This is a genomic window from Methylobacterium sp. W2 (assembly GCF_020662345.1).
Taxonomy (GTDB): Bacteria; Pseudomonadota; Alphaproteobacteria; order Rhizobiales; family Beijerinckiaceae; genus Methylobacterium.
In genome coordinates this window covers 97,462-118,230 of record NZ_VMOA01000002.1, presented here as the reverse complement: position 1 = coordinate 118,230, position 20,769 = coordinate 97,462, and the positions used below count along the sequence as shown (strand labels likewise).

Below are 20,769 nucleotides of genomic sequence, written 5' to 3'. Positions count from 1 at the left end.
CGATATAGGGCCTCCCGCGCGGATTGCCGCCTCACGCCGCACGAGATTTCGAAAAACGCTGCATCGATCGTGCCGCGTTCCGGAATCCGGCTCAGCACAGGCCGGCGGCGCGCAGGGTGTCGTGGGCGCGGATGATGTCGCGCAGGCGCTCCTCGAACGAGCGGTCGCCGCCATTGGCGTCGGGGTGGAAGCGCTTCACCAGCACCTTGTACTGCGCCTTGATGGCGGCGGTGTCCGCGTTCTCGTCGAGGCCGAGCACGTCGAGGGCCTTGAGGGCGGCCACCGTGAGGCGCGGCCGGCTCGGCTCGGGCTTGGCCCGGCGCGAGGTCTCGCCGACGCCTTCGCTGCGCAGGATGTCGAGGGGATCGACATAGGCCCAGTCGCGTTTCGGCTCGCCCGGTTTCGCCCCGGCCGCCCGCGTCGCCGGGTTCACGCCCATGGCCCAGGTCGGGCGGTGCCCGATCACGGCGTCCTTCTGGTAGGCCTGGACGGCGGCGTCGTTCATGCCGTCGAAGTAGTTGTAGGTGGCGTTGTAGGCGCGCACGTGGTCGATGCAGAAGCGCCAGTACTGGCCTTCCGCCTTGCGGCCCTTGGGAGCGCGGTAGAGCCCGGCATTCGTGCAGCCGGGGGTCTCGCAGCCCGTCTGGGACGCAGCCTTGGGCTCGTCGCAGCTGGGCCTGCGCTTGATACGGATGCTGTCGAACAGGCGCGAGTTGAGATCCATGGTGGGGCGATTATGAGAGGGCGTGTCCGAGACACAAGGGCGGCGGGCCTGATGACGCATGCGGAGATCGGGGGTTGACGACCCCGAAGCCTCCAGGCGCCTACGGGACGGGAACGAAGCGACGGAAACGCGAGGACACGATGACCGGCACGCTCAAGGATTGGATCACCGGAGCGCTCGACGCGCAACTGGCGCCGCAGGCTCTGGCGGTGGTGGACGAATCCCACCTCCATGCGGGCCATTCGGGCGCGCGGCCCGAGGGCGAGACGCATTTCCGGGTGGAGATCGTCTCGGCCGCCTTCGAGGGTAAGAGCCGGGTCGAGCGCCACCGCATCGTGAACGGCGTTCTCGACGAGGCGTTCAAGCGCGGGCTCCACGCCCTCGCGGTGAAGGCGAAGGCGCCGTCCGAGGCCGCCTGAACGGTCCCGTCAGACGAGGAACATGGTGGCGATGGCCCTGCAATGCACCCCGCATCTCGCCATCGACGAGGCGGAACTCGAAGAGACCTTCGTGCGCGCCTCGGGGCCGGGGGGGCAGAACGTCAACAAGCTGTCCACGGCGGTGCAGCTCCGCTTCGATGCGCGGCGCTCGCAATCCCTGCCCGACGCCGTGGCGGTGCGCCTGATGCGCCTCGCCGGGCGGCGGCTGACGCTGGACGGCGTCATCGTCATCATGGCTCAGCAGTTCCGCACGCAGGACCGCAACCGGGCCGATGCGCGCGAACGCCTCGCCGCCCTCGTCGCCGAGGCGGCGGTGCCGCCGACGCCGCGCCGGGCCACGCGGCCCACCCTCGCCTCGAAGAAGCGCCGCCTCGACGAGAAATCCCGCCGCGGCGCCACCAAGCGCCTGCGCAGCGACGGCGGGGGCGATTGAGTTACTTCACCGGTCCCCTTGCGTCCGGCGGATGGTACTCCTCGGCGCCGGTGACATAGGCGCTGCCGGGCTTCAGGACGGTGAGCGCGATGGCGACGAGGGCGAGGAGCGCCGCCAGGGCTGCCGGGAACAGGAAGGCATCCTCGCCGTAATGGGTCTGGAGGAAGCCGCCGATCACCGCGCCGGTGCTCAGGGCGCCCCAGAGGGGGGCCTGGATCCAGAACGAGGGTGCGACCTTGCCCAGCAGGAGATTGGCGAGCCCGGTCCCGAAGCGCACCACCGCGCCCGTGACGTAGGTGAGGGCGAGGCTGCGCCCGGCCTCGTCCTGCAGCGTGGCGTTCTGGAGGCCGAGCGCGACGACGATGGGATAGACGTGCAGCGGCCAGGAGAAGCTGCCGTAGGGCATGACGAGGCCGACGGCGAGGAGCACCGCCTGGAGCAGCAGCATCACCGACAGCCGCCAGCGCCCGACCCAGGCCGCGATCAGCGTGCCCGCGAAGGCGCCGAAGCAGAACATGACGATGACCGAGCTGACCCGCGCCGTGCTCTCCCAATCGAACTTGCTCACCGAGACGCCGAAGCGGGTGGTGTTGCCGCTCATGAACGACATGAAGAGCTGTGAGAATTCGAGGAAGCCGATGGAATCGGCGCAGCCGGCCAAGGCCGAGAGGGCGAGGGCGAAGGGGATGCGCGTCGTCGGGCTCGCCGGAAACGACTTGTCGGTCTTGTCGGCCATGCGTCTGCACAGGCTCCTTCGGAAGAACGGATCGGATGGATTGAGGCCCGACCTTACCGATCGGGCGCCGCGGAGGAACCGCTGGCGTCCGCCCGATGGACCGGGCTGGGGGAGTGCCGTGCCGTGCAACACATGACGAGGGGGTTCGGTTCAACCCAATCGTGCACAATCGGGATTACGGATCGCAGGACCCGGTCTTGCGCAGCACCACCACCCGTCCCGGAACGTCGATCCCGCGCTCGCGGCGGATCGCTGCCGGATCGAGGCTCAGAAGGTCGAGACTGGCCGCATCCGCCACCTGCCGGAGGTAGCGGTCGCCATGGGCGTAGCGGGCGTCCATCCCGAGGACGAGGCCGCCCTCGGGGTGCCATTGCACCGTGAAGGCGACGAGGCCCGAGGGCCGCAGGATGCGCGCCGCTTGCGCCATTACTCCTGTGAGGCCGCCCACATAGATGAACACGTCCGCCGCCACGACGAGGTCGGCGCTGTCCGCGGGCTCGTCCGCGAGAAGGCGGGTGAGATCCCCCTCCACCAGACGGTCGTAGCGTTTGCGTCGGGCGGCCTCCGCGAGCATGCCGGGAGAGACGTCGATCCCCGTGAGGGTCCGGGTCCGGCCGGCCAGCGCCTCGCCCATCAGGCCGGTGCCGCAGCCGAGGTCGAGCACGTCGCCGAAGCGCTCCGGCGCCGTGGCTAGGGCATCGAGGGCCGCCACCAGGAGTTCCGGCCCGCGATAATGCAGGTCGTCCACGAGGTGGCGCTCGAAGCGGGGGGCGTAGCCGTCGAACAGGGCGCGGATATAGGCCGGCGAGATCGAGCCGAGGGCGTCGCCCTGGCCGATCTGGACGAGGCGCAGCCGCGCCCCGAGTTCGTCGTGCGGATCGAGATCGAGGGCGTTGCCGTAGGCCCTGAGGGCGGCGTGGTGGTCGCCGGGGTCCGCCGTGGCGAGGTGGCGCGCCTCCCGTGCCCTCCCGAGGAGGAACCAGGCGGCGGCGTAGCGCGGCGCGATCTCCAGGGCCTGCTCCGCCATCTCGGCCGCGCCCTGCGCGTCGCCCTCCACGAGGCAGGCCTCGGCATAGGCGTAGCGCCGGTCGGCGAGGAGGTCGCCGGAGCTATTCTGGAGGGAGGTGTGCGCTCGCGGGTTCATCTCGGCAGGGTCCGCAAAAGGGGTCACCGGTTGTGCGTCGACGACCCGCGGCACAAAAGACCGAGGCCGGTTCGCGTTGGCGAGCCGACGCGAACCGGCCCGGGCGCCCTATATCACGTCGCATGAGCTGCCATCCCGATCTTCGGCCCCGCGCATGAGCCTTCGCGCCGGCGACCTCCTGACCCAGACCCGCGAGGGCCTGTACTGTCCGCTCGGCGGATTCCATGTGGACCCAACCTGGCCGGTGCCGCGTGCGCTGATCACCCACGGCCATGCCGACCATGCCCGGGCCGGCCACGGCAAGGTGCTGGCCACCGGCCAGACCCTGCGGATCATGGCCGTGCGCTACGGCGAGGATTTCTGCGAGGCGCGCCAGGAGGCGGTGCTCGGCGAGGAGATCCGCATCGGCGACGTCACCGTGCGCTTCGCGCCCGCCGGCCACGTCCTCGGCTCGGCCCAGATCGCGATTCAAGCGCAGGGCGTCCGGGTGGTGGTGTCGGGCGATTACAAGCGCGCCTACGACCCGACCTGCCTGCCCTTCGAGGTCGTGCCCTGCGACGTCTTCATCACCGAGGCGACCTTCGGCCTGCCGGTCTTCCGGATGCCCGACACGAAGGACGAGGTGAAGAAGCTCCTCGATTCCGTCGCCCTGTTCCCCGAGCGCGCCCACATCGTCGGCGCCTACGCGCTCGGCAAGGCGCAGCGGGTGATGGCCCTCCTGCGGGAGGCGGGCTACGACCAGCCGATCTATCTCCACGGCGCCATGGAGAAGCTGACGGAGTTGTACAAGCAGGAGGGAATTCCCCTGGGAGATACGCCGAAGGTCGTCGCGACGGAGCGCGGGAAACTCCACGGCGCCATCGTGCTCTGTCCGCCCTCGGCGATACAGGACGTGTGGTCGCGCAAATTTCCCGATCCCGTCACCTCTTTCGCCTCGGGCTGGATGCGGGTGCGGGCGCGTGCCCGGCAGAAGGGCGCCGAACTCCCCCTCGTCATCTCCGACCATTCCGACTGGCCCGACCTCTGCCGCACCATCCGCGAGACCGGGGCCGGCGAGGTCTGGGTCACGCACGGGCAGGAGGACGCCCTGGTGCATTGGTGCGGGACACAAGGGATCGCGGCGAAACCGTTGCACATGCTGGGCTATGGCGACGACGGCGAGGCAGAGCCTGCGGCAGTGGAGGAGCCTCCGGTGGTGTCGGACGAGGCCGCGGCATGAACGACTTCGCCCATCTCCTCGACCGCCTCGCCTACGAGCCGCGCCGCAATGCCAAGCTGCGCCTGCTGCAGGATTACTTCGCCCATGCCCCCGACCCGGAGCGGGGCTGGGCGCTCGCCGCCATGACCGGCAACCTCAGCTTCCGCGAGGCCAAGCCGGCGATGATCCGTGGGCTGGTGGAGGCGCGGGTCGATCCGGTGCTGTTCGCGCTCTCGCACAATTATGTCGGCGATCTCGCCGAGACCACCGCGCTGATCTGGCCGGTCTCCGCTGCTCCCCCTCTCCCCGCCGGGCGGGGAGAGGGCCGCGACGACCTCGGCGTCGGCGCGGCAAGCCCGCAGGGCGAGGGTGAGGGGGTGTCACCGGACGAGGCTCCTCCGGCTTCGCCCCCTCACCCCCGACTGCCACAATCTCGCGGGCAGCGCGGGTCCCCTCTCCTGGAAGGAGAGGGACAGGGTGAGGTGCGTGACCTCTCCGGAGATGGACCACACCTCACCCCAGCCCTCTCCTTCCAGGAGAGGGAGCCCGTCGCGCCTCGTGCCGGACTGTCGGGCGATCCTTCGATAGGACTCGGCCACAACAACCCACCGCCTCACATCCCCACCCTCGCCGAGGTGGTGGACACGCTGCGCACCACGAAGAAATCCGACCTTCCCTTCCATATCGCCGATTGGCTCGATGCCCTCGACGAGACCGGGCGCTGGGCACTTCTAAAGCTCATCACCGGGGCGCTGCGCGTGGGCGTCTCGGCGCGCCTCGCCAAGACCGCCGTGGGGGCGCTCGGCGGCCACGAGGCCGATGCGGTGGAGGAGGTCTGGCACGGGCTCGAGCCGCCGTATCTCGGCCTGTTCGCCTGGGTCGAGGGGAGGGGGGAGCGCCCCACCACCCTCAATCCGGCGCTGTTCCGACCGCCGATGCTGTCCCACCCCATCGACGAGGAGACCGACTTCGATAAGCTCGACCCGGCCGCCTTCTCGGGCGAGTGGAAATGGGACGGCATCCGGGTCCAGCTCTCGGGCGGCCGTGACGAGGCCGGCGAGCAGGTGGCGCGGGTCTATTCGCGCACCGGCGAGGACATCACGGGCGCTTTCCCCGATCTCGCCGAGGCGATCACCTTCACCGGCACCATCGACGGCGAATTGCTGATCCTGCGGGAGAGCCGCGTGCAGAGCTTCAACGTGCTGCAGCAGCGCCTCAACCGGAAGGCCGTCACTCCGAAGCTGCTGGAAGAATTCCCCGCCCATGTCCGGGCCTACGACCTCCTCACGGCGGAGGGCGAGGACCTGCGCCCGCTGCCCTTCGCCGAGCGCCGCGCCCGGCTGGAGGGGTTCGTCGCCGCCCTGGATCACGCCCGCATCGACCTCTCGCCGCTCGTGAGCTTCGCCACCTGGGACGATCTCGCCGAGGCCCGCGCCGACCCGGCCTCGGTGGGAGCCGGCGAGGATGCCGACGCCATCGAGGGGGTGATGCTGAAGCTGCGCGACAGCCCCTATCTCCCCGGCCGCCCCAAGGGGCCGTGGTGGAAGTGGAAGCGCGAGCCGCATCTCGTCGACGCGGTGATGATGTATGCCCAGCGCGGCCACGGCAAGCGCTCGTCCTTCTATTCGGACTACACGTTCGGGGTCTGGCGCGAGCGGCCGGAGGGCGGCCGGGAACTGGTGCCGGTGGGCAAGGCCTATCACGGCTTCACCGATGCGGAGCTGGCCAAGCTCGACCGCTATGTCCGCAACAACACGACGAAGCGCTTCGGCCCGGTGCGCGAGGTGGCCTGCGGCCTCGACGAGGGGCTGGTGCTGGAGATCGCCTTCGAGGGGGTCCAGCGCTCCACCCGGCACAAATCCGGCGTCGCCATGCGCTTCCCCCGGGTCCATCGCATCCGCTGGGACAAGCCGGCGGCCGAGGCCGACCGGATCGAGGCTCTGGAGACCATCCTGGCCCGCGGCGAGCGCGAGATCGCGCCGGGCGCCGTCATCGAGGGAGAGACATCATGAGAGGTTCGGGTCGGATCGGCGGGATCGAAGGCTTTCAGGAGGGAGAGATCCGGCGCCAGGCGAGCGCCCGACTCACCGTCTCGACGCCGGGGCAGGGATTCACGGATATCACCGCGTCCGTGGCCGACTTCCTGCGGCGCAGCGGCATCGGGCAGGGCCTGCTCGCCCTGTTCTGCCGGCACACCTCGGCCTCCCTGACGATCCAGGAAAATGCCGACCCGGATGTGCAGAGCGACCTGATGACGGCGCTGGACGGGCTCGCCCCGCGCCTCCCCGGTGGCGGGTACATCCATTCGGCGGAAGGCCCCGACGACATGCCGGCGCATATCCGCACCCTCCTGACGGATTCAGGGCTGACGATCCCCGTCCTCGACGGGCGGCTCGTCCTCGGCACGTGGCAGGGCATCTATCTGATCGAGCATCGCGACCGGCCGCATCGGCGCGACATCGTCCTGCACGTCGCCGGGGCCTAGAGCGCTCTCGGCCGACGTGGATGCCGGTTCGGCGAAGACGAGCGCGGCACGACGAGGCTCCAGAGATGTGCCCCGACCCGACGTGGTCGGCGCAGCTCCGGGCGGCGCGCCATCACCGGGCGCGCCGCCGGTTCTCAGCTCACGCGGCCCGCCCGTTGCGCCGGGCGCCGACCTTCGGCGTTCCGTGTTTCGAGACCCAGACCGCGGCCTGCGTCCGGTTGCTGACGTTGATCTTTCTCAGCACGTTCTTCACGTGGATCTTCACGGTCGCCTCGGAGATCCGCAATTCCCGGGCGATGGACTTGTTCGAATGCCCGGTGGCCAGGCAGGCCAGAACCTCAATCTCGCGATTGGAGAGATCCGAAACCGTCGCCGGGGACGCGTCGGCGGTCTTCGGGAGCGTCATGAGGGACGGTTTCGGGAAGCCGTTCGCCGCGCCGGCCAGGTGAGACGCGGCATCGATGGAGATCACGATGTTGCCGCCCATCACCACGTTCAGCGACCGGATCAGCGCGATCGGCTGCGCGCTCCGGTTCAGGCAGGCGTGGATGCCCATCTGAAGCAGATACCGGGGCACCGCCGGATCGGTCTCGGCCGTCAAGGCGACGATCCGGGCCAGGGGAAACTGAGCTTGCACCACGGGAACCAGCGCCGCCTCGAGCTGCTCCTGGCCGAACTCGGTCAGGATGATCAGGGCCGGCAGCTGTCCGGGGCTCATGTCGGAGATGTCATCGATGGAATCGAGGATCGAATATCCGTTCTGATTTAAAATTCCGACGAGCCCGTCCCGCTCCAGGCCCCGCGGCCCGATAATGATGGCGGGGATGCTTGCATGGGAAGTCATTCGACCGTCCGGTCTGCCGATGATGCTGGGAATGAAATCGGATTTGGGAGGCTCTGAGGCGGCTGTGACACTGATTGGCATCGGACTTACTCCAATCTGGATTCGGAAATCGATGGCATTGGCAAATGTCTGCTGACCTTGACGGATCGGGCCGCCGCGTCGTGGCAGGATCGTCCACTTGGCGAAGGGGCAAAGCCCATTCACAGTTGGGCAAGTCGCCAATCATCGCTCATATCGGGCGAAGCGACTTCGAATACTTATGTTATTATTCTATGTTAAAGAATCCAACGATCCCTCGGCGTCCCTTTCGGATGTTTAATTCAATTACGCTCAACTAACACGACAATATCGAACGTAACAAGCAAAAATGGGAACTCTAATTCATGGCATTCGCACCATCGAAATGGATGTATCCCGATGTCGCCAGCGTGGGTTGAAGCAACCGTTTCTGGTAGATTCGCCTCTTGCGGCGCTCTTACTCGCAGGCGGGGAGCCCTGGTGAGCCTTGGTGCATGCGCGCCGGCAACGCGGTCCCCCGCACCCTGAATCAGCGAGACCTTGCCAGGATCTATGCCGTGGTATGACTACTTAGATCGATCCTCGTCGACGATTGTTCATGATCGAAGCGCGGCGCCAACGATCGACGACCGGGATGCACCTTCAATTGCAGAATCGTCGATCTTCTACGTAAAGCTGCGCCCGAGGGGCGAGCGGAAGATCATGCTGGCGCCGATGCCGAAACCGAAGACGCACCAGAACCAGATGCCCAGCATCGGCCCTTCGAGCGCCACGTCGAAGGAGGCATCCACCACGATGCCGAGTCCGTAGCAGGCGATCCAGATGAACAGCTTGGCCCAGTGCTCCTCCCCGCGTCGGCGGGCCCAGAGCAGGCTGTGGAACAGCATCGTGAACCAGGTCACCAGGACGCCGAGCCAGAGGGCGAGGCCGGGAACACCCGATCGCGCCAGATAGGTCATGTTCACGTTGTGCGGGCTTCGCAGCACCGAATCGGCCGTCACCCATTGCTTGTAGCCGTCCTCCAGGGCGATGTTCACGCCGAAACCCTTGCCCGTCCAGAAATACGGCCCGCGCAGCGTGTAGTCCTGAATCGTCGCCCACCAGCGCAGGCGGAACTCCTTGGTCGCCTCGAAATTCGAGGTCTCACTGGCGCCGACGACGCTCTTCAGGCCCTCCACGAGCTGTTTGGGACCGGTCGCCCGCTCGTTGCCGGGAAGCTGGATGCTGAGGTCGAAGACCGTCGCGATGATCGCCGCGGCGAGGAAGACCAGGACGATGGGCAGGAATTGCCGCAGCCGGCGCCCGGCGACGGCCGCGACCACCACCGGCACGAGACAGGTCAGCATGGCGCCACGGCTCGACGTGACGACGATCATGCTCGCCATCAGCACGGCGATCCAGAGCCGCGAGAATCGGCCGAGCCCCAGCATGACGAAGACGGCGATGCCCGCGAGGTGGCTGGCGGCCTCCCCGGCCCGGACATTGGGGATCTGGATCTCGGTGCCGGGGATCTTCAGCAAGGCCGAGCTCAGGCCGAACACGATGCCGCCGGCGAGGGCATAGAACCGCGCGAACCGGCCATAGGCGTCGACGGCCCGCGTGAATCGGCCGGGCTCCTCCAGCAGCAGGGCGACGACGATCAGGGCGAACAGGCCGTAGAGGGCCAGCACGCTGTCGCGCGGGGCGTCCATCCCGTAGGGGCCCACATACGGCACGGTGCGGATGAGGACCCAGCCCATCAGGACGATGAGCATCCGGCTCGCCGGCGTCGCCAGGATGGCGAGCCAGCATCCGGACCGCAACAGGGCGATGAGGCCTCCGGCCAGGGCCATCTCGCCCACGAAGAGCGGCGGGATTCCCACATAGGCGAAGCTCTTCCCGATCACCGCATAGCCCACGAGCACGAAGACGAGGGCGCGGCAGTAGCGCGTGTTGAAGTCATCGGCGGACCGGCCGAGGGGAAGGGCGGTGTCGAGACGGGACTGGATCACGCGGGCGACCTCATTCGACGGGGCCGGGACGATGCTGGGAGTGCCACTCACGGAACTCCCCCTGCTCTGCCGTGCTCGGAGCGAGAACCGACAGTGGCCGGGCGTTGTGCAAGCACTCTGAAAGCCGTCTGATTGGATTTTTCAGCGTATTCTCATGCCAAAGCAGATCGTCCCAGGAGACCATCTCACCCTGAAGTGCCCTTTGCTTAAGTAAATGGCCTCGAAGGAGCGCTCCAGACACCAGAGCGATCCCTGGAAGCCTCCTTCGAGGCCGCGCCGCGGCCCATCAGGATGAGGTAAAGCTTTGGACCGACAACCCAAACAGGCGCCTAGACCGCGATCTGCATCGTCCGGTGCGATCCCATCGCCTCGGCGTAGATCTGCAGGAGCTGGTTCGTCGTGACGGTTTCGCTCCAGCACGATTCGTATTGCGACCGCGCCGCCCGGCTCATGCGCTCGGATGCGGCGCGATCGGTCAGGATCCGCGTCATGGCGCGGGCGAGGTCGGCGGCGTCGCCCGGGGCGGCATGCAGGCCGGTCACCTCGTCCGAGACGATCTCGGCCAGCGAGCCGATCCGCGACGCGATCACCGGTAGGCCCATGGCGAAGGCTTCGACCACCACCATCGGCAATCCCTCGTACCAGAGCGAGGGGACGATCAGGGCCCTGGCCTCGCTCATCGCCGCGCGGACCTGCGCGGGAGTGACCTGGCCCCGATAGTCGAGATCGGGCGAGGCGGCGACCTGATCCGCCAGCGGCCCCGTGCCGACCACCGTGACCCTGCGGCCGGCGAGCTTGGCGGCGGCGATCAAGGTCTCGATGCCCTTCTCGCTGGTGAGACGCCCCACGAACAGCAATCCCTCCCGTTCGCCGGGCCGGACCGGGCCGGGATCGGCGAGCCCGTTCGCCTTCACGGCGATGCGGCCGCCGGGCAGCCCGGCCGCGATGAACCGGCCACGCTCGAATTCGGTGAGCGCGATGAAGCGATCCACATCGTTCGCCCATGTGCCGATCTGCTTGTGATGCTGGATCGATCGCGCCACCGCCAGCGATCCGAGCCGGGAATCCCGGTAGCACCGGTGCAGCACCGCATTGTAGGCGGAGCCGCCGACGCAGACCTCGCAGGGCGCGCCGTTCCGCGTCAGCATCGCATTTGCGCAGATGATCCGGTAATTGTGCAGCGTCTGGATCGTCGGTGTTCCCGTCTTGCGGACGGCCACATGCACCATCGGCGAGATCAGCGGGAAGTAATTGTGCACGTGGACCACGTCAGGCCGGAAGACAGCGATCTCCTTCAGGACGAGGCCGATGTTCTTCGGCGAATTCACCGACTGGAACGCCGCGCGCAGGCGATCGATCGGCGTGACGATGGACTTGTTGCTCAAGGTGAAGAGCCGGACCTCGCATCCGGCCCGTTCGAGGGCGCCGATCTCCTGGGCGACGACGGAATCCTCGCCGCCATGGAACTGGTACTCGTTGTGGACGATCAATACGCGCTTCGACATCCTGATCGCCTCACGGTCGGTGCTGTGACTGTTGCTGCGGTGTCGTCCCGTGGCGGCGCGAGGCCGCAGCCGCATCCATAAAGGGGAAGCGGATGCGGCGACGGGCACGGGGGCAGGCGTCTCGTCCGAGACGCCGTCGGGCGCGGCGTTACTCGGCCGCGACGGAATGCCGGACCGGATGGGCCTGGGCGATCTCTTCCTCGATCCAGCGGTAGGTCGGCACGAGTCCCTCGCGGATCATGATCGTGGGTTCCCAATTGAGGACCTTGCGGATCAGGCCGTTGTCGCTGTTGCGCCCACGCACGCCCTGGGGCTTCGTCACGTCATGGCGCTTGGTGATCGTCTTGCCCGCGATCTCCGCCGCGATGTCGACGAGGTCGTTGATGCTGATCATCTCGTCGGTGCCAAGATTGATCGGCGCGGAGTAATCGGCGCCCATCAGCCGGTACAGGCCCTCGACGCAATCGTCGATATACATGAACGAGCGGGTCTGGAGACCGTCGCCCCAGACCTCGATCTCGCCGCCGTCGGGACAGAACACCACCTTGCGCGAGATCGCGGCTGGCGCCTTCTCCCGTCCGCCGTCATAGGTGCCGAGCGGACCGTAGACGTTGTGGAACCGCACCGACCGGGTCGGGATCTTCCAATCCTCGGTCATGTATTGGCACAGCTTCTCCATGTAGATCTTCTCGAGCCCGTAGCCTTCCTCGGGCTGGGCCGGCCAGGCGACGTCCTCGGCGAGCGGGGTGACGTCGGGCGAGAGCTGGAGGTGCTGGGGATAGACGCAGGCCGAGGAGGAGAAGAGGAACTTCTCCAGGCCGCTGTAGCGCACGGCCTCGACCATATGCGCGCTGATCAGGGTGTTGTTGAGGGTGATCTCGGCATGCGAGCCGCTGATGAAGCCGATGCCGCCCATATCGGCCGCGAGGTGGTAGACCTCGTCCATGTCCTTGACGGCGATGGCGCAATTGTCACGCATGCGAAGATCGACCTGCAGGAAGTCGTGCGCGGCCGAGGCTTCGTATTGCGGAAGCTTGATGTCGGCCCCGCGGACCCAATAGCCCTTGCTGACGAGGCTTTTTACGAGATGGTGTCCGATGAACCCACCGGCCCCGGTCACAAGTATCTTTTTCATGACAGACAGCCCTTATTCAATGCGTGCCGCCAGAAGGACTGCATGATCGTCGACTGTATTGGTAGGAACCTTGTGAGTTAGATCGAAAGCGCTCAACCTGCCGCCATAGTACCCTTGCGCCGCACGGGGCGACATTGCGGGGGCGATGCCGACATCGCGGTCACAGGTGCCGGGCAAATGTGAGCCCACGGCCTCCGCCATCCTCCGGATGCTCATGCCGAAGCAGATCATCCAAGCAGACGACCTCATCCTGAGGTGCCGGAGCGTAGCGGAGGCCTCGAAGGAAGTTTCCAGAGACCACTGCGATCCCTGGAGGGCTCCTTCGAGGCCGCTGCGCGGCACCTCAGGATAAGGTCGTGCCTTGGAACAGCAACTCGACGAGGCCCTGAATCTCGTCCCGCGCGGATCCTGTCAGGCCACCGAATTGGGATGACGAAATGTCGGATCGACTGTTCGACGCGAAGAAGTAGCGTCGTTCGGGTAGATTTCGGACTATTTTATGCCCACTCGGAAGAGATGTTCTCCAGAACAGGATGATATTTTAAGGTTGCCGCTTGCGGCGGTTGCTGTTCGACACGAGCAACCGCCTTTGCTGATCTGAACGATCCATGGAGGCTGGAATGCGGGTGGCGGTCATCGGCGTCGGATATGTCGGGCTCGTATCCGGGGCGTGCTTTGCCCAGTTCGGGCACCATGTGCATTGCGTGGACAAGGACCCTCAGCGGATCGCCGCCCTGTGCGCCGGCCGGATGCCGATCTACGAGCCGCATCTCGATGCCCTCGTCGCCGACAACGTCGCGGCCGGACGCCTGACCTTCGGCACCGACCTCGCGGCGGCGGTCCGCGACGCGGAGGTGGTGTTCATCGCCGTCGGCACGCCCGCCCGGCGCGGTGACGGCCATGCCGACCTCGCCCACGTCTTCGCCTGTTCCCGCGACATCGCCCGGGCGATTCAGGGCTATACCGTGGTGGTGACGAAATCGACGGTCCCGGTGGGTACGGGGGACCGGGTCGAGCACATCATGCGCTCGGTCCAGCCGCAGGGGGCCTTCGCCGTCGTCTCGAACCCCGAATTCCTGCGCGAAGGCGCGGCCATCGCGGATTTCCAGCATCCCGACCGGATCGTCATCGGCACCCAGGACGAGCGGGCGCGGGCGATCATGACCAACCTGTACCGGCCCCTGGCGGAGGCCGCCGTACCCCTGTTCTTCACCACCCGGCGCACCGCCGAGCTGGTGAAGTACGCCGCCAACGCCTTCCTCGCCATGAAGATCGGGTTCGTCAACGAGATGGCCGATCTGTGCGAGCGGGCGGACGCCGATGTGGCGGGCGTCGCCTACGGGATCGGCCTCGACCGGCGGATCGGCGCGCAGTTCCTCCAGCCCGGCCCCGGCTTTGGCGGATCGTGCTTTCCCAAGGATATTCAGGCGCTGATCAAGTCGGCGCAGGATTACGGCGTCCCCTCCCGCATCATCGAGACGGTGGCGGCCGCCAACGAGCAGAGAAAGCGATTGATGGCGCGGCGCCTGATCAAGGCCTGCGGCGGCTCCGTCCGGGGGCTGACCATCGCGGTGCTCGGTCTGACCTTCAAGGCGGATACCGACGACGTCCGCGAGGCGCCGGCCACCTCGATCATCACCGCCCTGCAGGACGAGGGCGCCGAGGTGCGGGCGTACGATCCGCAAGGGATGGATCAGGCCAGGTCGCTCATGCCGGACCTCGCCTACGCCACCGATCCCTATAGCTGCGTGGCGGGCGCCCATGCCGTGGCGATCGTCACGGAATGGAGCGTGTTCCGTACCCTCGACCTCGCCCGTCTCCGGGCGCGCATGGCCGGCCCGGTCCTCGTCGATTACCGCAACATCATCCCGGCGGCGGAAGCCGCGGAGGCGGGCTTCCGCCATGTGGGCATCGGCCGGCGCAGCGTCACGGCGGAGCGCCCGGCGCCACGGATCGACCTGACCCAGCCGCAGGGCGCCGTCCTGCCGGAACTCGCGGTCGCCGCGGGGTAGTCCCGCGGTTCCGGCCATCAGTCGAACGATAGCCGCCCCGCTAAGACGGGGCGGCTATCGTGCATCGGATCGACTTGAAAAATCTGGCATCGTCGCAAGACGACGGACCATCGCATCCGACCACCTCATCCTGAGGTGCCATTTGCGCCAGCAAAGGGCCTCGAAGGAGAGCTCCAGACACCATGGCGGTTACTGGAGCCCTCCTTCGAGGCCGCTCCGCGGCGCCTCAGGATGAGGTAAACATCTGGGATGACAGAGGAAAGTGGCGCTCGGCAGAGGCGATGCGGGAGCGAGGCTCCCGTCATCGTCCCTCTATTTACCGTCCGGTCGCGGTCCGCAGGGCGGGCTTCGGCCAGAACGCGGCGGCCTGGGCGAGCACGGTCTCGATCACCTCGTCCTGCTCGTCGATGCGCAGATCCGGGAAGAGCGGCAGCGAGAGCGTGCCCTCGCCCCATTCCCGGGCGACGGGGAGGAACGGCGCTTCCGGCACGTCGCGGTAGAGGGTCAGGGTTGGCACGCTGCGGTAATTCACCGTCGTGCCGATGCGGGCCTCGCCCAGCGCCCGGAGCATGTCGTCGCGGCGCCCGTCGGGCACGTGGATCGGGAACAGGTGCCGGGCCGAGACCACGCCCGGCTCCATGGCCGGCCAGGTGAACGGGGTGCCGGCGAGCGCGCTCTCGTAGCGCCGGCTCAAGGCCTCGCGCCGGGCGCACTGGACCTCGACCTGGTCGATCTGGGGCGCGAGCAGGACCGCCAGCAGGTCCGGCAGGTTGGCCTTGGTGCCGAGGCGGTTGATGTCCCAATGGTTGTAGGTGCCGCCCTGGAAGCGCTGGGCCGCGCCGGCGGACATCCCGTGCAGGACCGTCTGGACCAGAGTCTGGGCCAGGACCGGATCGCGGGTGATCACGGCGCCGCCCTCGCCGCAGGTGACGTTCTTGGTGGCGTAGAAGGAGAAGATCGCCGCATCGCCGTCCTGCCCCGGCCGGCGGCCGTTGCGGCTGCCCTCGAAGCAATGGGCCGCGTCTTCGATGATCCGGATCGCGGACGGGATTGCCGCCCGCAAGGCCGGGATGTCCACCATCTGGCCGTAGAGATGGACGGGGATGATCGCCCGGGTCCGTTCCGTCACCGCCGCCGCCGCCAGGCCGAGATCGATCAGGAGCGTGTTCGGATTGCTGTCCACGAAGACCGGCGTCGCGCCGACGAGGCGCACCACGTTGGCCGTCGCCGCGAAGGTCATGGCGGGCACGATGACCTCGTCGCCGGGGCCGATCCCCAAGGCGAGGAGGGTCGCCACCGCCCCTTGCGTCCAGCTCGAGGTGAGCTTGGCATGCGGCACGGCGAAGAAGTCCCGCAGCAAATCCTCGACGCGCGCGCCCTCGGGGCCGGTCGTCAGGAACGCGCTCCCCAGGACCGAGGCCACCCGCACGGCGTAGTCCGGCGAGAGCGCATGCCTATAGAACGGGACTGCCATCCGTTGTCTCCATGGGTTGGCTGAGGGCCGGCGATGCCGGTGTGGTCCGGTAGAGGGCCTGCAGGCGTGCCGCGACCGCGGTCCAGTCGGCCGAGCACCCCATCCGGTGGGCGCCGCGGGACATCGCCTGCCACTCGCCGGAATCGAGGGCGGCCGCCCGGACGAAGGACCGGGCCACGGCCTCGGCCGTCAGGTCCTCGATGAGGAGGCCGGCGCCGTGGCGTGCCATCGCCTCGCTCATCCCCGCCTCGGCGGTGATGAGGAGCGGCACGCCGAGGATCTGCGCTTCCAGCGCGGCCGTCGGCCAGCGGTCGAGGCGCGAGGGGAAGGCGAAGAAGTCCCAGGCCCGGACGACCGCGTCCCGGTCGGCTCCGTAGCGCGGCCCCTCGAAGGTCACGGCGGACGCGACCCCGAGGCGACCGGCCATCGCCGCCAGCTCCTCGCGCTCGTCGCCGGGGCCCATGACGACGAGGCGGCCCGCGCCGCCCTGCCGCCGGTAGAGGGCGAACCCTTCGATCAGCAGGTCGAGGCCCTTGTGGAACGTCGCGAGCCGGCCGCAGAAGCCGAAGACCGGCGAGCCTTCGGCCGGGCCGGGCCTGTCGACGAATCCCGGACGCCCGCCGAGGGCGCTCGAATAGACCCCGTGGGGCACGAGGACCGACCGGGCCTTCGGCGCCAGGCGGCGGAGTTCGGCCTGTTCCAGCGCCGTGATGACGTGGACGAAGCGCGCGCCTTCGAGAACGCTGCGCTCCAGCAGCCGGACGTAGAGCGCCGTCGACGGTTTCACCAGCCGGCCGGCCCGGTCGTAGAAATGCGAGAAGCAGGCGTGGAGGCTGATGACATAGGGGATGCCGCGCCGCCGCAGCATCCGTGTCAGCAAGACCAGGAGCGGCTGGCGCGCGCCGTGGAAATGAAAGATCGTTCGCGTGTCGGCTCCGTCGAGGAAAGCCTCGCGGGAGCGGCGCGACAGGCTGACCGTGCGGCCGAGGATCCTGCGCCCGTCCAGCGGGATATGATCCAGCCGGATGCCCGCCGGCACCGTCATCCCGTACGGATCCCGCGACAGGAACAGGATGCGGGACGCCTCGCCCGACAGGGTCTGCTCGGTGACGAGGGAGCGCGTATTCTGATGAATACCATTGGCGAAGGAGGGATATCCCTCCTTGTTCTCGATGATGACATGACGGACGGAGAGCGGGGAGCCGCCATCCGGCCGTCGGACCGGGGACGAGGAAGACACGTCGTGGGCTCGCATGGCTGTCCTCCTAAGCAGGTTTCGCAGAAGTGGCCCCCGGTTCTGCGATCGAAAACCTGCGACACAGCGAAGAGCTAAGAGTGCCTCACAAAACTCCCGATCACGGTCGGTTCTCGCTCCAAGCACGACAGCGCAGCGGGAGTTTTGTAAGGCACTCTTAGGCCGGTCGATGGGAGGCGCGGGTCCGGATCCGCGCGGGTGCGTCCTGTCTCAGGCGCGCGCCACGTCCGCGGCGTTCTCGAATTGCGGACGGGGGAAGACGTTGGGGCTCGCGGCGACGGTCTCTTCGGCCGCGAGGGGGAGGCTCAACCCCTGGAGCGGATCGGCGAGCAGCATCTTGTACCACTTGACCGTGTTGCAGGCCGGCGTGTTGCGCAGGATCTTGGCTTCGATCGCGTTCTGGATCTCGATGACGGCGTCTTCGATCCGGTGCTTGGCGCTGAAGCCGAAGTCTTCGCGCGCCTTGGCGAAGCTCACATGGTAGTCGCGCCGGTCGAGTCCGCCGGGCATGAACTCGATCTCGATCGGCTTCGAGACGGTGTTCTTCACCGCGAGCGCGATGTCGACGATCTGGCGATTGTCCCAGCCGATGTTGAAGGCCTCCCCGGCGACGGCTCCGGAGGGCGCGCGCAGGGCGCCGAGGAACGCGGCGGCGACGTCCCGCACATGGACCACGGGGCGCCATTGCGAGCCATCGCCCCCGACCGTGATGCGGCCGCGATCCAGGGCGTCGAAGGTCATCTGGTTGACGACGAGGTCGAACCGCATGCGCGGCGACAGGCCGAAGACGGTGGCGTTCCGGAGGGCGGTGGCGGTGAAATGGCCGGTATTCAAGGCGAGCACCGCCTCCTCGGCCCTGGCGCAGGTCTGCGCGTAGATGGTGAGCGGGCGTAGCGGCGTGTCCTCGGCGAGGAACATGTCCTGGCCGGCGCCGTAGACCGCGCAGGAGCTGGCGAACAGGTAACGGCGGACGCCGGCGCGCTTGGCGGCCATCGCGGCCCTGACACGGCCCTTCTCGTTGATGGACCGTGTCAGTTCCGGGTCGAGGTCGCCCGACGGATCGTTCGATAAGGCGGCCAGATCGATGGCATAATCGCAGTCGTGATAGGCGCGGTGGTCGATGGTCCTGATGTCCTGCTTGACGATCTCGAGCTTCGGGTGGCCGTCATACTTCGAAAGGCACGGCGTTCCGAAGTAGAACGCATCAATGGCCTTGACCCTGTACCCATTGCGAAGCAGTTCTCCGACCATGACGGATCCAATATATCCGCCAGCTCCCGTGACAGCAATTTTTGCGTTCATGGCTCTCTTCCATCACGTCATGAAAACGATCTACATCAGTCTTGATATTCAATTTAATGTGATGATTTTGGTAAATCAAAAGAACAATCGGACTAATAACTATGGAACCCTGATGTCTTCGATCGTGCCAAATCAAGCCGAGCCGGTGCGCGAAGGGGTTAGTCGAGATGATTTCCGGCACGACAGGCTTCGTCCGCTCCGATCGACTGGAGATGAACGCTGGTGCCCGGTGCTGGCGAGGCGCAGCCGTCGCGGGAAGGGGCATGCCCGGCACCGAGTTCGCTTCGGGCTGGCGGTCTTCTGGCCGCCGTCACGTCATCCGACGGGCCATGCGACGCGACGGCGTACAATGGGACGTATCGGCATTGGCCGAGGCATCGCGATAGCGCGTGCAAGGGCTCGCTTCGGCCTCACAGGGCATCGGTCGGACCAAGAGTTATTAAAGTGTATTCAAAGTGTCTCTGGCGAGACTCGCCGCCGCGCTGTCGTGCTCCGAGCGAAAACCGATCGTGAGCTGATGTTGCGTCAGTATTCTGTTTGATCGGAGGCCCATGCCAAAGCGATCATCCCAGCAGACATCCTCATCCTGAGGTGCCCTTCGCCTCGGCGAAGGGCTTTGAGGGAGCTCTCCAGACACCAAAGCGATCCCTGGAAGTCTCCTTCGAGGCCGCTGCGCGGCACCTCAGGATGAGGTGAAGCCTTGGACAAGCACCCCATCTGTTTGATCGGTTTTCTCGGCGGTTGCTCATGCCAAAGCCGATCATCCAATCAGACCACCTCATCCTGAGGTGCCCTTTGCGGCAGCAAAGGGCTTTGAGGGAGCCCTCCAGACACCAAAGCGATAACTGGAAGGCTCTCTCAAAGTCGCTACGCGGCACCCCAGGATGAGGGAACGCCTTGAACAAACGCCTCAATGGTAACCTTAGACGGTCGCCATCTCTTCGAGCACGTCGTTCAGGGATGCCACACCCGGATGATGCGCGACCAGACTGCTCCGGTCCCCGGCGTTGCAGTATTTGATACCCCAGAGCGCGGCCTGTGTTCTGTTTCGGACATTGATCTTTCGGAGGATCGCTTTGACGTTACCTTTCACGCGTCCCTCGGCAATGGATAGGCGCTCGGCGATCGTGCGGTTCGAATCGCCCTTGATCAGGCAGGCGATGATGCTGAGTTCCCGCTCCGAGAGCTGGAACGTCTGATCGTCCGAGGGAGGCCGATCCTCGCTGATGGGTGCCGGTGCCTGATCCGCCTCCTCGCACGGCTCGGTCTTCACATGCGCGCGAATCGACAGGTGCGGCACGACGCAGTGATCGAGCAGGATCAGTTCCAGGGCCTGCACCAGCGTATCCGAACCGGCGCTGGACAGAAGGATGGCCGCCGCGCCGCATTCCAGCATCGGTGCCACATGCTCGGCTTCGCAGGTCGCGCAGATGCAGATGATGAAGCTCTTCGGAAAACGAAGACGAGCGTTGATGATCTCTTCGGTCGGCGCGTCCACCGTCGGGTGGATACTTATGATAACAATCAAATTAGAATCAAATGTTTCAGTAAAATCCTGGACCTGATCGAGGCTTCCCGTCGTGGAAATCACGTCGAAGCCGCTCTTTATCAAGATGTAGCGTAAGCCTTCTCTGTAGAGCGCCGTTCCGCCGCTGATGACGGTTGCCGGACGTTTTGCAGGTGCAACATTGAGTCGTGGAAAGGCAGTTCCGGATACATGAATCATCGCTGGACCCCCACCGATTCGCATCGAATAAATCGACTGCTCCGTCTTCAAGTAATGTACAAATCGATACATTAAATTGAGAGTCTGGTATGAATTGGAACAATCTGATCGTCAATGAAAAATGGGTTAGATAATCCTTATTTGGTCATCCCATTTGATCGATCGCGGTCTCTGACTTCGCCCGGCCATCCGAAAGCTCTATGCGGATGTTAATTTATGGTGGTTCTAGGTGCGAACATTGAGAGGCGCACTCGCGGATTCCTGCATCATCTCAAATTCAGCGACTGTATAGATTCCGCTCGGATCGTTCGGGTTCGGTCATACGCCGAGATCGTCCGTTCGGAGTA

At 66.5% G+C, this 20,769-nt stretch carries 18 protein-coding genes; 7 read left to right on the top strand and 11 right to left on the bottom strand.

Features of this window, described 5'->3' with window-relative positions; translation table 11 throughout:
* Positions 1-91: 91 nt before the first annotated feature.
* Positions 92-724, bottom strand: a complete 633-nt coding sequence (locus FPV16_RS01740; protein WP_227435663.1) for a J domain-containing protein — start codon at positions 722-724, stop codon at positions 92-94.
* A gap of 140 nt (positions 725-864) precedes the next feature.
* On the opposite strand from FPV16_RS01740, the gene FPV16_RS01735 reads away from it, so the two are divergent.
* Both FPV16_RS01735 and arfB read left to right on the top strand, forming a co-directional pair.
* On the top strand, positions 865-1,143 hold the full coding sequence (locus FPV16_RS01735) for a BolA family protein (RefSeq protein WP_227435662.1): 279 nt from the start codon (positions 865-867) through the stop codon (positions 1,141-1,143).
* Between the two features lie 31 nt (positions 1,144-1,174).
* Positions 1,175-1,597: an alternative ribosome rescue aminoacyl-tRNA hydrolase ArfB gene (gene arfB / locus FPV16_RS01730; protein WP_026176336.1), complete on the top strand. Its 423-nt coding sequence runs from the start codon at positions 1,175-1,177 to the stop codon at positions 1,595-1,597.
* A gap of 1 nt (position 1,598) precedes the next feature.
* On the opposite strand, the gene FPV16_RS01725 is transcribed toward arfB, so the two are convergent.
* Both FPV16_RS01725 and FPV16_RS01720 read right to left on the bottom strand, forming a co-directional pair.
* Positions 1,599-2,333, bottom strand: a complete 735-nt coding sequence (locus tag FPV16_RS01725; RefSeq protein WP_227435660.1) for a YoaK family protein — start codon at positions 2,331-2,333, stop codon at positions 1,599-1,601.
* 175 nt (positions 2,334-2,508) lie between these two features.
* Positions 2,509-3,477, bottom strand: coding sequence for a methyltransferase domain-containing protein (locus FPV16_RS01720; protein ID WP_227435658.1), 969 nt, complete (start codon positions 3,475-3,477; stop codon positions 2,509-2,511).
* A 154-nt stretch (positions 3,478-3,631) separates the two neighbouring features.
* On the opposite strand from FPV16_RS01720, the gene FPV16_RS01715 reads away from it, so the two are divergent.
* Genes FPV16_RS01715 through FPV16_RS01705 form a run of 3 tightly spaced genes read left to right on the top strand, consistent with a single transcriptional unit; the run spans position 3,632 to position 7,160 of the window.
* Complete coding sequence (locus FPV16_RS01715; protein WP_227435657.1) at positions 3,632-4,696, top strand: ligase-associated DNA damage response exonuclease; 1,065 nt, start codon at positions 3,632-3,634, stop codon at positions 4,694-4,696.
* On the top strand, positions 4,693-6,687 hold the full coding sequence (locus FPV16_RS01710) for a cisplatin damage response ATP-dependent DNA ligase (protein ID WP_227435655.1): 1,995 nt from the start codon (positions 4,693-4,695) through the stop codon (positions 6,685-6,687). The genes FPV16_RS01715 and FPV16_RS01710 overlap by 4 nt, the downstream gene beginning before the upstream one ends.
* Positions 6,684-7,160: a secondary thiamine-phosphate synthase enzyme YjbQ gene (locus tag FPV16_RS01705; protein WP_227435654.1), complete on the top strand. Its 477-nt coding sequence runs from the start codon at positions 6,684-6,686 to the stop codon at positions 7,158-7,160. Before FPV16_RS01710 ends, FPV16_RS01705 begins: the two co-directional genes overlap by 4 nt.
* Positions 7,161-7,299: 139 nt before the next feature.
* Here the strand turns inward: FPV16_RS01705 and FPV16_RS01700 are convergent, their stop codons facing one another.
* The 4 genes from FPV16_RS01700 to FPV16_RS01685 form a co-directional block, all read right to left on the bottom strand.
* Positions 7,300-8,004, bottom strand: coding sequence for a response regulator transcription factor (locus FPV16_RS01700; RefSeq protein ID WP_227435653.1), 705 nt, complete (start codon positions 8,002-8,004; stop codon positions 7,300-7,302).
* Between the two features lie 683 nt (positions 8,005-8,687).
* Positions 8,688-10,064 (bottom strand): O-antigen ligase family protein, encoded by a 1,377-nt coding sequence (locus FPV16_RS26245; protein WP_227435652.1) that lies wholly within the window; start codon positions 10,062-10,064, stop codon positions 8,688-8,690.
* Positions 10,065-10,342: 278 nt separating this feature from the next.
* Positions 10,343-11,518 (bottom strand): glycosyltransferase, encoded by a 1,176-nt coding sequence (locus tag FPV16_RS01690; RefSeq protein ID WP_227435651.1) that lies wholly within the window; start codon positions 11,516-11,518, stop codon positions 10,343-10,345.
* 148 nt (positions 11,519-11,666) lie between these two features.
* Complete coding sequence (locus FPV16_RS01685) at positions 11,667-12,653, bottom strand: NAD-dependent epimerase/dehydratase family protein (protein ID WP_227435650.1); 987 nt, start codon at positions 12,651-12,653, stop codon at positions 11,667-11,669.
* Positions 12,654-13,273: 620 nt separating this feature from the next.
* Between FPV16_RS01685 and FPV16_RS01680 the strand changes: the two genes are divergently transcribed.
* On the top strand, positions 13,274-14,665 hold the full coding sequence (locus tag FPV16_RS01680; protein ID WP_227435649.1) for a UDP-glucose dehydrogenase family protein: 1,392 nt from the start codon (positions 13,274-13,276) through the stop codon (positions 14,663-14,665).
* 316 nt (positions 14,666-14,981) lie between these two features.
* Here FPV16_RS01680 and FPV16_RS01675 read toward each other — a convergent pair whose 3' ends face one another.
* The 3 genes from FPV16_RS01675 to FPV16_RS01665 form a co-directional block, all read right to left on the bottom strand.
* The gene (locus tag FPV16_RS01675) at positions 14,982-16,139 is read right to left on the bottom strand and encodes a DegT/DnrJ/EryC1/StrS family aminotransferase (RefSeq protein ID WP_227435648.1); all 1,158 of its coding nucleotides are present in this window, start codon (positions 16,137-16,139) and stop codon (positions 14,982-14,984) included.
* Entirely contained in the window at positions 16,120-17,394 is a 1,275-nt protein-coding gene (locus FPV16_RS01670) for a glycosyltransferase family 4 protein (protein ID WP_227435646.1), read from the bottom strand. Before FPV16_RS01670 ends, FPV16_RS01675 begins: the two co-directional genes overlap by 20 nt.
* A 210-nt stretch (positions 17,395-17,604) precedes the next feature.
* Positions 17,605-18,696, bottom strand: coding sequence for an NAD-dependent epimerase/dehydratase family protein (locus FPV16_RS01665; RefSeq protein WP_227435645.1), 1,092 nt, complete (start codon positions 18,694-18,696; stop codon positions 17,605-17,607).
* Here FPV16_RS01665 and FPV16_RS01660 point away from each other — a divergent pair.
* Positions 18,695-19,237 carry a hypothetical protein gene (locus tag FPV16_RS01660; protein ID WP_227435643.1) on the top strand — a complete coding sequence of 181 codons (543 nt, stop codon included), beginning with the start codon at positions 18,695-18,697 and terminating at the stop codon, positions 19,235-19,237. The genes FPV16_RS01665 and FPV16_RS01660 overlap by 2 nt on opposite strands.
* 381 nt (positions 19,238-19,618) lie before the next feature.
* Here FPV16_RS01660 and FPV16_RS01655 read toward each other — a convergent pair whose 3' ends face one another.
* Positions 19,619-20,422: a response regulator transcription factor gene (locus tag FPV16_RS01655; RefSeq protein WP_227435641.1), complete on the bottom strand. Its 804-nt coding sequence runs from the start codon at positions 20,420-20,422 to the stop codon at positions 19,619-19,621.
* Between the last annotated feature and the right edge of the window lie 347 nt (positions 20,423-20,769).

What these genes read in the sequence shown, in the direction of transcription:
- FPV16_RS01735 (WP_227435662.1), top strand. Translation starts at nt 865, where the DNA reads ATGACCGGCACGCTCAAGGATTGGATCACCGGAGCGCTCGACGCGCAA.
- FPV16_RS01675 (WP_227435648.1), bottom strand. Translation starts at nt 16,139, where the DNA reads ATGGCAGTCCCGTTCTATAGGCATGCGCTCTCGCCGGACTACGCCGTG.
- FPV16_RS01710 (WP_227435655.1), top strand. Translation starts at nt 4,693, where the DNA reads ATGAACGACTTCGCCCATCTCCTCGACCGCCTCGCCTACGAGCCGCGC.
- FPV16_RS01660 (WP_227435643.1), top strand. Translation starts at nt 18,695, where the DNA reads ATGGCTCTCTTCCATCACGTCATGAAAACGATCTACATCAGTCTTGAT.
- FPV16_RS01670 (WP_227435646.1), bottom strand. Translation starts at nt 17,394, where the DNA reads ATGCGAGCCCACGACGTGTCTTCCTCGTCCCCGGTCCGACGGCCGGAT.
- FPV16_RS01720 (WP_227435658.1), bottom strand. Translation starts at nt 3,477, where the DNA reads ATGAACCCGCGAGCGCACACCTCCCTCCAGAATAGCTCCGGCGACCTC.
- FPV16_RS01740 (WP_227435663.1), bottom strand. Translation starts at nt 724, where the DNA reads ATGGATCTCAACTCGCGCCTGTTCGACAGCATCCGTATCAAGCGCAGG.
- FPV16_RS01680 (WP_227435649.1), top strand. Translation starts at nt 13,274, where the DNA reads ATGCGGGTGGCGGTCATCGGCGTCGGATATGTCGGGCTCGTATCCGGG.
- FPV16_RS01705 (WP_227435654.1), top strand. Translation starts at nt 6,684, where the DNA reads ATGAGAGGTTCGGGTCGGATCGGCGGGATCGAAGGCTTTCAGGAGGGA.
- FPV16_RS01655 (WP_227435641.1), bottom strand. Translation starts at nt 20,422, where the DNA reads ATGATTCATGTATCCGGAACTGCCTTTCCACGACTCAATGTTGCACCT.
- FPV16_RS01725 (WP_227435660.1), bottom strand. Translation starts at nt 2,333, where the DNA reads ATGGCCGACAAGACCGACAAGTCGTTTCCGGCGAGCCCGACGACGCGC.
- FPV16_RS01685 (WP_227435650.1), bottom strand. Translation starts at nt 12,653, where the DNA reads ATGAAAAAGATACTTGTGACCGGGGCCGGTGGGTTCATCGGACACCAT.
- FPV16_RS01715 (WP_227435657.1), top strand. Translation starts at nt 3,632, where the DNA reads ATGAGCCTTCGCGCCGGCGACCTCCTGACCCAGACCCGCGAGGGCCTG.
- FPV16_RS01690 (WP_227435651.1), bottom strand. Translation starts at nt 11,518, where the DNA reads ATGTCGAAGCGCGTATTGATCGTCCACAACGAGTACCAGTTCCATGGC.
- FPV16_RS01665 (WP_227435645.1), bottom strand. Translation starts at nt 18,696, where the DNA reads ATGAACGCAAAAATTGCTGTCACGGGAGCTGGCGGATATATTGGATCC.
- FPV16_RS01700 (WP_227435653.1), bottom strand. Translation starts at nt 8,004, where the DNA reads ATGACTTCCCATGCAAGCATCCCCGCCATCATTATCGGGCCGCGGGGC.
- arfB (WP_026176336.1), top strand. Translation starts at nt 1,175, where the DNA reads ATGGCCCTGCAATGCACCCCGCATCTCGCCATCGACGAGGCGGAACTC.